Origin of the sequence: Sinomonas sp. (assembly GCF_036848755.1) — a bacterium.
Classification (GTDB): Bacteria; Actinomycetota; Actinomycetes; order Actinomycetales; family Micrococcaceae; genus Sinomonas.
Window position 1 is genome coordinate 16,108 of record NZ_DAIUJO010000048.1, and the last position, 12,456, is coordinate 28,563.

Here is a 12,456-nt window from a genome sequence, read left to right on the forward strand (position 1 = left end):
GTGGTCTCCCGCCCTAGCCGGCCGTCGCCGCGACCGTGATGTCCTCGAGGTTGGGCAGGGCATGGCCCAGAAGGTGGGCGGCCTCGGCGCGCAGGGCGTCGGCCTCGGCAGCGGTGGTCGAGGCGTCAACGCGGACCAGAGCCGATCCGTGCAGACGGTGGCCGATCCACCGCAGCTGGACGCGCTCGACACGGAGAACGCCGGGAGTGTCCGTGAGGGCCCGCTCTGCGCGGTCGACGAGCTCGGGCTCGACGCCGTCCAGCAGTCGGCGCCCCAGGCTGCGGACAGTGCCCCAGAGGAGCACGAAGATCGCGACGCTGATGAGCAGGCCGACGATCGGGTCTGCGAGCGGGAACCCGAGCATGACGCCGACGGCGCCGACGACGACGGCGAGCGAGGTGAACCCGTCGGTGCGGGCGTGGATGCCGTCGGCGACGAGGGCGGCGGAACCGATCCTGCGCCCGACGCGGATGCGGTAGACCGCCACGGCCTCGTTTCCTGCGAAGCCGACGACGCCGGCCGCCGCCACCCACCAAAGGTTCTCCAAGGGGTGCGGGTGGATGAGCCGCTCAACCGACTGCCATGCGGCCACGATGGCCGAGAGGGCGACGACCGCGATGATGAACAGCCCGGAAAGGTCCTCGGCCTTGCCCAGCCCGTAGGTGTAGCGGCGCGTCGCGGGGCGACGGGCCAGCACGAAAGCGACCCAGAGAGGCACCGCGGTGAGAGCGTCCGAGAAGTTGTGCACCGTGTCCGCGAGGAGCGCGACAGATCCGCTGACGAGCACCACGAGGAACTGCAGAACGGTCGTGCCCAGGAGTACGAACAGGCTGATCTTGAGCGCTCGCACTCCTTCGGTGCTCGCCTCGAGCGCGTCGTCGATGGAGTCGGAGGAGTCGTGCGTGTGCGGGACGAAGAACTCCTTGAGCGTGCCGAGGAATCCGTGGGAGTGGTCGTGGGAGTGGTCGTGGCCATGGTGCTGATGACCGTGATCATCGTGCGCGTGATCATGCCCGTCATGGTCATGGTCATGGTTATGGCCATGGTCGTGGTCATGGGCATGCTCGTGCGCGCCATTGTCGGGGCTGCGTGTCTCGCCCGCGTGCGCGTGATCTGCGCTCATGCGGTTTCCTTCCGTGCTGTGTCCGCATCCGGGGCTGTGTCCGCATTCGGGTGGTGGTGGCGGGGGACGCCGCCGAGCGAATGCTCGGCCTGGAAGATCGCGTCGGAGACCATCTGCGACGCGTGCTCGTTGGCGAGCCGGTAGAACGCCTTCGTACCCTCCTGCCGAGCCGTGACGATGCGGGCCAGGCGGAGCTTGGCAAGATGCTGCGAAACCGCCGCGGGGGCCTTGTCGACGATGTCCGCGAGATGGTTCACGGAGAGCTCGCCGCTCTCCCGCAGGGCAAGGATAATCCGGACCCGTGTCGCGTCCGCGAGCATCGAGAACACCTCGACGGCCAGGTCCACATACTGCGAGTCGGGGTCCAAGCCGCAAATCCTATTATCTGCATGCATACGCAGATACTACCGGGCCGCAGGCTCCGCCCACCCCTCTTAGTGGGTCCCGTCCGGAAGCGGGCCTTCGCCGCCGAACGCATCACCTCTGAAATATCCCGGATCTGGCGCAGCGCGCGATCATGAAGGCGCTCTACGGTCAGCGACTCGATGCGGATGTCCTGGTCGGCAAGCAGGAGGAACGTCTCCCACAGCAGGGATTTGCCGGTCGCCGCGCTGATGGGGCCCTCGAGTTCGAGCTGACTGGGGTGCCCGCCGGGGGCGTGGGCCCGGTTGAGTGGGCCGAGCTTCGGCGCTTCCTCGCCGATCCACGCCGTCGCGCGGCGAGCGACAAAGCGGGGAGTGCCGAAGGCTCAGTGCAGCCCGATCAGGAGCATCTGGTCGGTCCCCGGGATGCAGGTCTGGAGGAAGATCGGCGGGTAGCCGCCCGCAAATCCCCCGAGGACCCCCGGGGGTGCCGAGTTGGGGACCACGAGCCGCTGGAAGGCGGTGAACGTCCCATAGCCTTGGACCGTCACGACGGTGCCCGGCTGGATCCAGCTCATGCGGCTCCACCCTCCGCAGAAGTCGTGTTCGACGATGCTCACCGACACCGTGACCGGCGTGAAGCGGATTGGCCCTACGCAGGCGTCCACCGCGGACTGCCCGCCGGCTCCCGCGACGGGGATGTACGCCATCGCCGCCGCGGGGGCCTGCTGCACGGGTGCCGTCGCCGCGGCGGGGGCTGCGGCGGCGACGGGGTCTGGCGCGGCCGGGGGCGCCGGCGCCGGAACGGGGGCCTGAGCCGCGGCGGCGGCCGCCGCCTGCGCTTGCTGGGCAGCCCGCTCCTCCTCGGCCTTCTTCTGGGCAGCTGCGGCTGCTGCGGCCGCAGCCTTGGCGGCCGCCTCTTGCTGTGCCTTGAGCTGTGCGGCGTCGTTCGTGAGCACCGCGGCCCGCTGGACGATTTCGCGGTGCTCCTGCTGCGCGTCGGGAACAGGGGGCGCGGCTTGGAGAGAGGCCCCCGAGTGCGCCGCGGCGGGGTCTGCCGGGGCTGGGGGCTGCGTGAGCGTACCCCCGACGAGCAGGAGGCCCCCGAGGGCCGCCGTTGCTGCGATAGACGAGCGTCTGAGGACTGTCTTCCGTTCCATAGTCGAACCTCTGATCGGCGCCGGCCCCTAGCTCCGGCGGGTGATCCCACGGTCCTTGGACGCGTCTAACGCGGTAAACGGGCCTGGCAGGAATTGAGTCCTCGACCGCCCAGATTCAAGTGATAGGCCAAGGCCAGTTCTGGGGACGGTGCGTACAAGTCGCGGGAAAAGGCAAGTAGGAGACGACTCGGGCGAAAGCGAGAGCGAGCGTTCTCCCGGGAAACTAAGGGCGAATTCCCAGCCAGTTGGCAGATAACAGAAGGGACCCAGAAAGATCCTTGATATTCCGCGGTTCCGGAGCCCTTCAGGGGGTGCCGGGGCTGCGAATTGCGGTGCGAGCCCCGACCTTAGAATCGGCTATGAATCAGCTATGAGGCGGCAACGCTTTGCTCGTCCTGCCTGCCTTGGTTCGCCAACAACTCCCACTTTCGAGAGGCAGGCCTTCATGCTGGCGTGGACGACGACGCGGGGCGGCTGGGCGGCGTGACCACCACCCGGGGCCGGATCGGCTGGGTGACAAACCTAGCGGCTCCCTATCGCCGGCCGGTGTGGGCGGACTTGGCGAGGAAGGCCGAGCTAGAGGTCTTCCTCCTCGAGAACGCTGATCGATTCGGGCGGGAGTCGAGCAACCGCGACCCAGAGTGGATGGCGTACGATGACGCCGCGTACCCCGTGGCGGAAATTCCCACCTTCCGCGTTTCCGTGGGGGAGCGGCAGGTCTTCGTGCCGCGCAGCGCGAAAGGGCTGCCGGGGCACGGTCTCCACGCACTGGTCCTTGGCGGGTGGGAGTCGCCCGCGTACTGGCTCTCCGCCCTCCGTGCACGCCGGGCGGGAGCACGATTGGTCGGCTTCTATGAATCGACCCTTGCCTCGCATGCCTTCCGGAGCGGCCCAGTCGCCCGCGCTCGCCGGTCGTTCTTCACCCGACTGGACGCCGTCGTCGTGCCTGGCCGCGCTTCCGAGCGTGCGGTCCTCGCGATGGGCGTCGATCCGTCGAAAGTCCACGTTGGATTCAACCCCGTCGATGTGCAGGGGATCCACGCCGCTGCCGCGCTGGCCCGGCAGGCCCAGCCCTCCCCGGGCGGTACCGGCCACCGCTTCCTGTACCTCGGCCAGCTCGTCGGGCGGAAGAATGTCGGCAGCCTCATCACGGCGCTCTGGCGGCTCGGCGAGTCGGATGATTCGCTGACCGTGGCGGGCACCGGGCACCTCACGCCCCAGCTCATCGAGCTGCGCGACGAACTCGGGCTCCGGCACAGGGTCACGTTCATCGGTGCCGTCCGGTACGAGCAGGTCCCCGAACTGCTCGCGCAGCACGAGACGCTTGTCCTCCCGTCGAACGAGGAGGTGTGGGGGCTCGTGGTCAACGAGGCACTGGCCGCGGGGCTGCACGTCGTCGTCACCCGCGCCTGCGGCGTGGCCGAGTCCGTCGAGGGAATGGACGGGGTGTTCGTCGCGGATGTTCCGGACAGCAGCGTCCTGGCGCACTCCATGCGGCGCAGCAGGCGCGAGTGGAATGGTCCGATCGCCAGCCCCGAAATTCTCGCCCACACGCCCGAGGCATTCGCCGACGTCGTTCTGGGGGCCGCTTTCGGCGAGTGACCCAGCAAGCCCCTGTATTCTCATCAGGGGCTGGGCAGGGGCAGCATTCGGGGAGGAACGTGGCGGCAAATCGGGGTGCAGCGGGACCGACCGCGCTGGTGAAAGCCCTCGGTGTGACGGGGGAAGTTCTCATCACCGTCGCGGTGATCATCGGGCTCTTCGTCCTCTGGTACGCGTACTTCAATCCATGGGTCGTGGGGCTGCGCCAAGAACAGACCGCCGCACAGCAGAGCCGGCAGCTCTCCCAGCAGCTCAAGAGCCAGGCAACGGCACCGGCGCCCGCTTCTTCTCCCGGGGGCGCGGCAAGCGATCCGAAACCGGCCGCCATCCCCGTCATGGCCGAGCCGGCCAACATCGCTGACACCATCGGCGTCGTCTACATTCCCCGCCTCGGCTCCGACTGGCGGCGGATTCTGCGGGAATCGGTCAACACCGAATTGGTCCTGAACAGCGTCACCGCTGGCGTCGGCCATTACACAGGCACGGCGATGCCCGGCGGCCTGGGGAATTTCGCGATTGCGGCGCACGACATCGGCTACGGCAACAGCTTCCTCAACCTGAGCAAGCTGCGCCTCGGGGACAAGGTCTACATTCAGACGTCGCTCGGCTGGTACACCTACGCGTTCCGGAATTTCCAATTCGTGCAGCCCGACGCCATTGACGTCCTCAACGCCGTGCCGACGGTGTCCCGGACTCCGGGGAACGACAGGCTCATCACGCTCACCACGTGCTATCCGGCGATCTTCCCGCCGCTCGAGCGCGTCGCCGCGTATGGGACGTTCGTGGGCTTCAGCACCACGCCGCCCGCGGAATTGGCTCCTCTACTCGCAAAGGACGGCTGAGATGTACCGCGCATTGTGGAGGAGCCTTCCCGGGCCCGTAGTGGTGCGAATTCTTATCCTCGTCCTGATCATTGCCGTGCTGCTCGTCGTCCTCGACCAGTGGGTCTTCCCGTGGATGGCGGCGACGTTCGTGGACGACGGGGCCACCGTGGGGACGGCGTCGTGAAGAATCTCGTGTGGGGAGGCGTCGTCGTCGTGCTGTTGGCGGTCGGCGGCTACGGCCTCACGGGCGCCCTCCAAGGCCTCGACCTGAGCCCCGCGCCTCAGGCGAGCGGCCCGGCGTCGTCGGCCTCCTCCCCGAGCCCCACGCCCAGCGCCAGCACGACCCCAACCGCGGTGAGCCTCGCGCGCTTCGATCCCTCGGCCCCCGCTTCCGCCAACCTCGAGCTGTTCAAGCGGGCCCTGGACAAGGCAGCCCAGTCGACGCCGGCGTCGTCGGTCGAGGGGAAGACGCTCACCGACGCGCTCGCCGGGGTCGGCTTCAGCGGCGCCGCGATGCAGCAGAGCGCTGACAGGACGAGTGCCAATCTTCAGGCCCCTACCCTCATGGTTTCGGTTCGCGTGGGCGCACAATGCCTCGTCGGCCAGTTCGTCAGGTCGGATGCGAGCGTCTCCACGGAGATTGCGGCGCCCATCCAGACCGGCGCGTGCCTCATCGGTCGGCAGGCGCCCGTCTCCTGAACGGGACGTGACGGAGCCCCTGGACCGTTGGCCCAGAGGCTCCGCTTTTCCATCCACATGACGGGGGATTCATGAAGAAGTGCTCCCAGCCTATGGCTGCGAAATGCCACCTCCGTGGCCGGAGCAGAGAGCCTCGGTGTTGCGGAATCCTGGCCTCTGCGTGGTCCGCCTAAACCGGCCAGGTGAGCAGCACACCGAGCCCGTTGAACACGATGTGCCCGGCGATCGAGCCGCCGAGGCGGTTCGTGGCAGCCGCCGTCGTCCCCGCGAGGAGCGCGAAGGCGAACGTCGAGATGCCGGTGAGCATGGCCTCGGTGGGAGTGCCGATGAGCAGGAGTGCGTGGACGAGCGCGAACGCGAGCGAGGTGAGAACGACGGCGGCTACCCACTTGGGCGCGCGGCCGAGCGGTTCGAGCGTGGCGGCGAGGCTCCGTTGGATGAGACCGCGGAAGTAGATCTCCTCGATCAAAGGGGCGATGAGCACCGGCGCGACGATCCCGAGCGCGACGGTCTGAACCGCTGGGTTCCCGAGGGCGCTCAGGGTCGGCTGCTGGAGGAGGCCGCTGGATCCCGTGAGCGTCAGGCGGAGGAACGCGTCGAACGCCCGCGCGAGGCAGCCGATCCCGAGGCCCCAGAGCGCGTCGAGGGGGTGGAACTTCAGCCCGAGGAAGGCGACAGTCTCGTTGAGTCGCTGGGGGGCGAAGCTCAGAACTATCGCAATCAGGAGCGGAATCCAGACGGCCAGATAGGAGGCGACACCGAGCAACGTGGAGTCGAACGCTCCCGGGGACGCCTCCTCGACCGCCCAGCCGAACATGAGGGCCGCCACGAGGCCGATGACGGCCCACGCGAGGCGTGGCAGGCGCAGGCGAGTCTTCGTGTCCATGGTTCTCCACTGAGTCGGTAATAGAAGTTGACCTATGGCAACATAAGTGTGGACACGGAGTGCAACCGTGTGACATCGGGGGAGGGCCTCTTGGAGCTTCGAGACTACATTCGCATCCTACGCACGGGCTGGGTCCTCGTCGTCGTGATGGCCCTCGTTGGCGTGGCGGCTGCGGCTGTTTTCTCGATTCTCAGCAAGCCCGAGTACAAGGCTTCCGCGCAGGTTTTCGTCTCGACGCAGTCCGGCGGGACCGTTTCGGACCTCGTTCAGGGCAGCACATTTACTCAGCAGCGGGTCAAGACCTATGCCGGCCTCGTGACGACACCAATTGTTCTTCTCCCCGTCATTTCGAATCTGCATCTCTCCGAGACGTCGGACGAACTCGCGAAATCGGTCTCGGCAACGGCGCCGCTTGACACGACGCTCATCGAGATTTCCGCGACCTCGCCGGACCCGGTGAAGGCCGCTGACATCGCGAACGGCATTTCCGAAAGCCTTACGAACGTCGTCCAGACCATCGAGTCGACGGGGACGCAGAGCGCTCAGGTGAAGCTGACCCGGGTGGAGCAGGCAGAGGTTCCCTCGTCTCCGGTCACGCCGAACGTGCCTATCAACGTTGCGCTCGGGCTGTTCGTGGGGCTTGCCCTCGGCATCGGAGCCGCGGTGCTCCGATACACGCTCGACAACCGGGTTCGGAGCGACAAGGACGTCGAGGCGATCAGCCCTGCTCCGATCCTCGGCGGGATTGCCTTCGACGCGAAGGCTCCGAAGCGCCCCCTCATCGTCCAGGACGATCCCCGCAGTCCCCGCGCCGAGGCCTTCCGCGCTCTGCGCACGAACCTGCAGTTCGTCGACGCCGGTGGGGACGGGGCCCGCAGCTTCGTCATCACGTCGGCAATGGAGAGCGAGGGCAAGAGCAGCACTGCTTCGAACCTCGCGATCGCCCTCGACAACGCCGGCCACAAGGTCATCGTGGTCGACGCTGACCTTCGCCGCCCCAAGCTCGCAACCTACATGGGTCTCGAGGGTGCAGTAGGTTTGACCGACCTGCTGATCGGACGCGCCGAGATGGATGACGCCGTCCAGCAGTGGGGGCGTGGGAATCTCCATGTCCTCCCGGCGGGCAGCGTGCCGCCCAACCCGAGCGAGCTCCTTGGCTCGGCCAAGATGCACGCGCTCGTCGAGCGGCTCGAGAACGAGTTCGACTACGTCCTGTTTGACGCCCCGCCGCTCCTGCCCGTGACCGACGCCGCCGTCCTCAGCAAGGCTGCGGGTGGCGCGATTCTCGTCGTCGCGGCAGGGCGAACTCACCGCAGCCAGCTCACGGGCGCCGTCACCACGCTCGAGAACGTGGGAGTTCGCCTCTTCGGATTCGTCCTCACGATGCTCCCGGTTCAGGGACCGCATTCCTACGGCTACGGGGCATACGGCTATGGCCCGGTCTATGCCCAAGACGACGTCACCATCGGCAAGAACTCGCGCCGGATGACTCACCGTCGGGTCCGCGGCGTCATTGGATAGCAAATGACTGCGTCCGGCTTCAACGTCCTGATGGTGTGTTCGGGCAACATCTGTCGGTCGCCAATAGCCGAACAGCTTCTGAGGGCTCGGACGAATGGGCACTCGATTCGGGTCTCCAGCGCCGGCACGATCGCCGACGACGGCCGGCCCATGCCCGAGGAAGCCGCCGTCGTGTCTCGTCGATTTGGCGGCGATCCGAGCACCCATCTGTCGCGCCTGCTGACCGAGGCCCATCTCCGTGAGGCCGACCTCGTCCTCGCGGCGACGCGAGCCCACCGCAGCGCAGTGGTTCAGATGCTCCCGCGGATGTCGCGCAGGACGTTCACGATCAATGAATTCGCACGCCTGATCGGGGGCATGGCCGAGACGGGCCAGGATCATCTCCTGGATTCTGCGGGCGTTGTCGATGCCGTGCGGTCAATGCGTGGCTTCGTCGCACCGCCAGAAGACCCCGACGACGACGATATCGAGGACCCATATCGGCGTCCTTTCGAGGTGTACGAAGCGGTGGGGGCGCGTATCCATGAGCAGATCGCTGTGATCGCAGAGAAGCTCTGCGCACGAGGCGTCCGCCGATGAAGCAAGCAGCGGGAGCAGGAGAGCGCAAGCGCGTCTGGGTAGCCGCCGGAGTCGTGCTGTTTGCCGCTCTCGACATTGCGTTGGTTGGGGCCGCTTATGTGCACGGGCACCCCGAGGTTCAGGGGACAACCGGCCCGATTACAACCTATTCATCACCGATGACGCCCGGTAGCTCCCCGAGCACGCCGCGTTCCCCGCATACCACGCCACAAAGCAAACCATCAGCAAGCGATTCGCAGTCCCAATGATCGGGGAATCGGCGGAAATCGGGGCTATCCGTATGGAGTCTCTTAATTCGGCAGACCGCCGCTGCGTGCTCATCGTCGAGCCCAATATGACGGGACATCGGCCCTACTACGTCAAGATGCTGGTAGGTGCAGTGGTAGCGACCGGCGGCAGCGCTGTGGTGGCCACACGACCTGGGGAGTTTGAGTCCGATGATGCCGCGATTCATCTGAGGGAGGTCTCGGGAGGATTCCGGCGAGTTGAGCTGGGCGAATTCAGCCTAGCGACGGTTGCCCGGCTCAGTAGCGAGGTCAGTGCGACCGGCACGGTCATCCCGGATGGCGACCGCTTCGCCCTGCGCCTCGCGTTCACGGGCGGTTGGCGTGGGGCGGGTTCACTCTCGATTCTCGTCATGCGCGAAGTCGCCCAACCTGCCAGCGGGCGAGGTGTGCAGGCGGCGAAGACGACCCTTCGCAGCATGCTGTTCCGTCGGGTCAATTCCTTCCGCAATGTCCGTCTCGCGGTGCTCAAGTCTCCCTGGTGGACTGGTACCTCTACCTTCCCGGTGGTCCTCGATCCCATTACTTTCCGTGGATCTTCCGCCGTGGAGGAACGGCTGAGCGCCGAATGGGAGCTCGACCCAAGCCGCTATTGGTTCGCCGTCTTGGGCGCCATCTCCCGGCGCAAGAACGTTGACTTGATTGCACGTGCACTCGCTGAAGCCGAGGCATCCGCAATCGGACTCCTCGTGGCTGGCGGGTGGGACGCCACGATGGGGGACGAGACGACCGACGCCCTCGCTCGCTTGCGAGCCTCCGGTGTTCCTGTCGTCATCATCAACAGGAGGTTGCAAGACGAGGAATTGGATGCGGCTGTGGCGCGTGTCGACTGCCTCGTTCTTGCTCATTCAAATGAAGGACCTAGCGGTCTCCTAGGGAAAGCAGCTGTGGCCGGTACCAGGGTCGTTGCTGCAGGGGCGCGAAGCTTGGAGGAAGACCTCAAGCGCCTGCCCGGACTCGGTACTTGGGTCGAGTTGAACGTCTCTGCTCTCAGCCAAGCTTTCGGGAAGGCGGCCAAGGCCAAGCGCCCTGCCCCGCAATGGGACCAACATGCCAACGATTTCGCGAGGGCGCTTCTGTGAAGCGGTTATTGAGAGCAACGCAGAGTGTCGGGGCTCAGGCTGTCTTCCTTGCAGTCTCAACCGGTGGGTCGCAAGCGCTCGTGGCGGTGCTCTATCTCCTTGCTGCCCGCGGTACTTCGGCCGAGCAACTAGGCCGGGCCGTGTCGGCAATTGCCATCGCCACAGCAGGCATGGGATTTATCGACTTTGGGACGAACTCGCACTGGGTCCGAGAGATTTCGCGCGGGCTTATGGATCCCGATGAATTAGGCCGACGGCTTACGAGCAAGATAATCTGCACTCTCGCGATTGGCATCATCTGGGCGGCGATTACTTCCTTCGTGGCGCCCGGAAGTGGCCTCTGGACAGCCTCTCCCGTGATGCTCGGTCTGATGGTGAATCAGACATCTCAGGTTGCGCTCAGGGCGGCGAAGAGAGGTGACCTTGTTTCCATCACGATCGTTGCCGACAAACTGGTCGCATTCTTGGCCTTCCTGGCGCTGTGGGCCTCGGGTTCCCCAAGCCCTGAAGCTTTGTGGATTTCGCTTACCTGTGGTTCCTTTACAGCCTCGATCCTCGGGTGGATGTTGGTTGAGCGACGCCATCGGCCCGTCATTCGGATCGGGTCTGGGAGCAATCCCTGGCGGGGCGCCGGCTACTATGGCGTATCAAGTCTGGCGAATTCTGCCCAGACGCTTGATCTTCCCGTTTTGTCGATTGTGGCCGGGCCAGCGGCCGCCGGTCTTTTCGCTGCCGTCAATCGCTGGACACAACCGATGAGCTTACTGGCCTCCGCCTTCTCGGCGGCCTCCGCGCCGTTCGTCTCGCGCTCAGCAGATGTCGTTGAGGCTTGGCGGCACGTCCGGCAGGCCGCTTGGATGCCGCTCTGTGCTATCGGCCTCTCAGCTGGAGTTGCGCTCGCCGCGCCAATATTAGTGCCTGTGCTTCTCGGAAACGGCTATCTGGGTTCGGTCGATAACCTTCGGATCCTTGCGCTGGTTGCGATTTTCTCCATCATGAGTCAGCCGCTAACGGTCGTACTGCAGTCCCTTGGCCATGACCGTTTTGTGGGAACGTGGATGGGTATCGCTGTGCTCACTCAGCTTGCGCTCGTCGTAGTCCTGGGGTTCTGGTTCGGCTCCCTAGGGGCAGCGTACGCTTCTCTGGCGATCCAGATCCTTCTCTTCGGGGCGCTGGTGGCGCGCGTCTCGAGAGAATATCGAGATGTCCGACTGGCCGGAGTGCTTGCCGAGATCGAAGGATTGCTTAAGTCGTGATTCCAAATCAGTCCGAGAGGCGTCCCTTAGTTCTTTTGACGGCGGCCGTCTCGCCGAACGTCAGCGGACGAGTTGCTTTGGCCGATCCGGCTATCCGGCTACGGCAATACCAGATTGCGATCTCGGAATGGTCGCGCTCGACGCTGCAGCTGGGCTTTCGCCTGGCCGTCGTCGAGACAACCGGGGCTTCCCCCAAAGACTTACTTCAGGACGTGGGTGAAAAGAGGGCACGGCGAATCAGTGTGGTCTCCTTTGAGCCGTCCGCCGTACAGGCCGAGCGGGGGAAAGGCGCAGTCGAACTCGCCGCGATCCGGGCGGCAGTTGAGGATGCCGAACTGGTCGCTCCCAACGACACCCTATACAAGTGCACCGGTCGGCTGATTGTCAGGAACGCCGGAAGAATCTTGACTCCCCTGAGAACGGGTGCCGTCAAAGTCCGCATGACATTGGACAGGTCATGGGCCGATACTCGCCTCGTCGGCGCGACTGCCCAGACTTGGAGCGAGCACATCTTCCCTGACATTGACTTGGTCGATGATGCTCGTGGGAGGTATCTAGAGCGGGTGCTGGCGGCACGTTTGGCGTCCGCGAGCACGCTCGGGAGTGTTTCGATCGAGCAGTTCTCGGGACGACCCCTACTGTCGGGAGTTTCAGGCTCGACCGGTAAGTCGTATCTTGCGAGGACGTCTTGGCTGAAGGACCGGGCGCTTCGTCCGTTCGAGACATTGCTCTCTGGGATCGCTTCCAAGAAGCAAGTGTAGGTGGGCATGCGTTAGTGGCTGCCCGGGCGGCCTTTACGGGGCGGAAATTGGGGAAGCCATGCGTATGAACCGGACTAATCTGGCTCATCGCATTGAGGGTGTAGTCGGGGTCTGAATCCGCCGGTTTCGAGCAGTGCTCTGGCGATGCAGTTGGGGAGGTCCCGGAAGCCGAGTGCGGAGCCGCGGAGGTGCTCAAGTCGACCGTTGAGCGCTTCGGTGGGGCCGTTGGACGTGCCGGGCCGATCGAAGTAGGCGAGCAGGTTGGAACGTAGCCTCGGCGGGTAGCGCTGGTCTGGGTATCTGGTAGCGGGATTCTG

14 protein-coding genes are annotated in these 12,456 nt (G+C 65.6%); 9 read left to right on the top strand and 5 right to left on the bottom strand.

Translation table 11 applies throughout. The annotated features are described in order from the left end of the window. Positions 1 to 13 precede the first annotated feature (13 nt). The 3 genes from V7053_RS09645 to V7053_RS09655 all read right to left on the bottom strand — a co-directional run bounded on the left by V7053_RS09645 (position 14) and on the right by V7053_RS09655 (position 2,645). Positions 14 to 1,123, bottom strand: a complete 1,110-nt coding sequence (locus V7053_RS09645) for a cation diffusion facilitator family transporter (RefSeq protein WP_334172065.1) — start codon at positions 1,121 to 1,123, stop codon at positions 14 to 16. Beyond that, positions 1,120 to 1,518, bottom strand: coding sequence for an ArsR/SmtB family transcription factor (locus V7053_RS09650; protein ID WP_334172066.1), 399 nt, complete (start codon positions 1,516 to 1,518; stop codon positions 1,120 to 1,122). The genes V7053_RS09645 and V7053_RS09650 overlap by 4 nt, the downstream gene beginning before the upstream one ends. A 353-nt stretch (positions 1,519 to 1,871) precedes the next feature. Beyond that, entirely contained in the window at positions 1,872 to 2,645 is a 774-nt protein-coding gene (locus V7053_RS09655; RefSeq protein WP_334172067.1) for a peptidoglycan-binding protein, read from the bottom strand. A 453-nt stretch (positions 2,646 to 3,098) separates the two neighbouring features. Between V7053_RS09655 and V7053_RS09660 the strand changes: the two genes are divergently transcribed. From V7053_RS09660 to V7053_RS09675, 4 genes are all read left to right on the top strand, one after another. Further along, a complete protein-coding gene (locus V7053_RS09660) occupies positions 3,099 to 4,247 on the top strand; it encodes a glycosyltransferase family 4 protein (RefSeq protein WP_334172068.1) in 1,149 nt (382 codons plus the stop codon). Positions 4,248 to 4,360: 113 nt separating this feature from the next. Next, positions 4,361 to 5,089 (top strand): class E sortase, encoded by a 729-nt coding sequence (locus V7053_RS09665; RefSeq protein ID WP_334172069.1) that lies wholly within the window; start codon positions 4,361 to 4,363, stop codon positions 5,087 to 5,089. 40 nt (positions 5,090 to 5,129) lie between these two features. Next, positions 5,130 to 5,255, top strand: a complete 126-nt coding sequence (locus tag V7053_RS09670) for a hypothetical protein (protein ID WP_334172070.1) — start codon at positions 5,130 to 5,132, stop codon at positions 5,253 to 5,255. Then, complete coding sequence (locus tag V7053_RS09675) at positions 5,252 to 5,770, top strand: DUF6993 domain-containing protein (RefSeq protein WP_334172071.1); 519 nt, start codon at positions 5,252 to 5,254, stop codon at positions 5,768 to 5,770. The genes V7053_RS09670 and V7053_RS09675 overlap by 4 nt, the downstream gene beginning before the upstream one ends. A 169-nt stretch (positions 5,771 to 5,939) precedes the next feature. Here V7053_RS09675 and V7053_RS09680 read toward each other — a convergent pair whose 3' ends face one another. After that, the gene (locus V7053_RS09680; RefSeq protein WP_334172072.1) at positions 5,940 to 6,656 is read right to left on the bottom strand and encodes a CPBP family intramembrane glutamic endopeptidase; all 717 of its coding nucleotides are present in this window, start codon (positions 6,654 to 6,656) and stop codon (positions 5,940 to 5,942) included. A 90-nt stretch (positions 6,657 to 6,746) separates the two neighbouring features. Here V7053_RS09680 and V7053_RS09685 point away from each other — a divergent pair, with 90 nt between their 5' ends. The 5 genes from V7053_RS09685 to V7053_RS09705 all read left to right on the top strand — a co-directional run bounded on the left by V7053_RS09685 (position 6,747) and on the right by V7053_RS09705 (position 12,139). After that, positions 6,747 to 8,177 (top strand): polysaccharide biosynthesis tyrosine autokinase, encoded by a 1,431-nt coding sequence (locus V7053_RS09685; protein WP_334172073.1) that lies wholly within the window; start codon positions 6,747 to 6,749, stop codon positions 8,175 to 8,177. A 3-nt stretch (positions 8,178 to 8,180) separates the two neighbouring features. Further along, entirely contained in the window at positions 8,181 to 8,756 is a 576-nt protein-coding gene (locus V7053_RS09690) for an arsenate reductase/protein-tyrosine-phosphatase family protein (protein ID WP_334172074.1), read from the top strand. A 313-nt stretch (positions 8,757 to 9,069) separates the two neighbouring features. After that, positions 9,070 to 10,122: a glycosyltransferase gene (locus tag V7053_RS09695; RefSeq protein ID WP_334172075.1), complete on the top strand. Its 1,053-nt coding sequence runs from the start codon at positions 9,070 to 9,072 to the stop codon at positions 10,120 to 10,122. A 140-nt stretch (positions 10,123 to 10,262) separates the two neighbouring features. Further along, on the top strand, positions 10,263 to 11,378 hold the full coding sequence (locus V7053_RS09700; RefSeq protein WP_334172076.1) for a lipopolysaccharide biosynthesis protein: 1,116 nt from the start codon (positions 10,263 to 10,265) through the stop codon (positions 11,376 to 11,378). Further along, positions 11,375 to 12,139 (top strand): hypothetical protein, encoded by a 765-nt coding sequence (locus V7053_RS09705; RefSeq protein ID WP_334172077.1) that lies wholly within the window; start codon positions 11,375 to 11,377, stop codon positions 12,137 to 12,139. Before V7053_RS09700 ends, V7053_RS09705 begins: the two co-directional genes overlap by 4 nt. A 74-nt stretch (positions 12,140 to 12,213) precedes the next feature. Here V7053_RS09705 and V7053_RS09710 read toward each other — a convergent pair. Then, positions 12,214 to 12,456 (bottom strand): transposase (locus tag V7053_RS09710; protein ID WP_334172078.1); only part of this gene is annotated, 243 nt, incomplete at its 5' end.

Bases quoted from the DNA above. Each gene is read 5' to 3' on its own strand.
- V7053_RS09645 (WP_334172065.1), bottom strand. From the start codon at position 1,123: ATGAGCGCAGATCACGCGCACGCGGGCGAGACACGCAGCCCCGACAAT.
- V7053_RS09680 (WP_334172072.1), bottom strand. From the start codon at position 6,656: ATGGACACGAAGACTCGCCTGCGCCTGCCACGCCTCGCGTGGGCCGTC.
- V7053_RS09650 (WP_334172066.1), bottom strand. From the start codon at position 1,518: ATGCATGCAGATAATAGGATTTGCGGCTTGGACCCCGACTCGCAGTAT.
- V7053_RS09655 (WP_334172067.1), bottom strand. From the start codon at position 2,645: ATGGAACGGAAGACAGTCCTCAGACGCTCGTCTATCGCAGCAACGGCG.
- V7053_RS09690 (WP_334172074.1), top strand. From the start codon at position 8,181: ATGACTGCGTCCGGCTTCAACGTCCTGATGGTGTGTTCGGGCAACATC.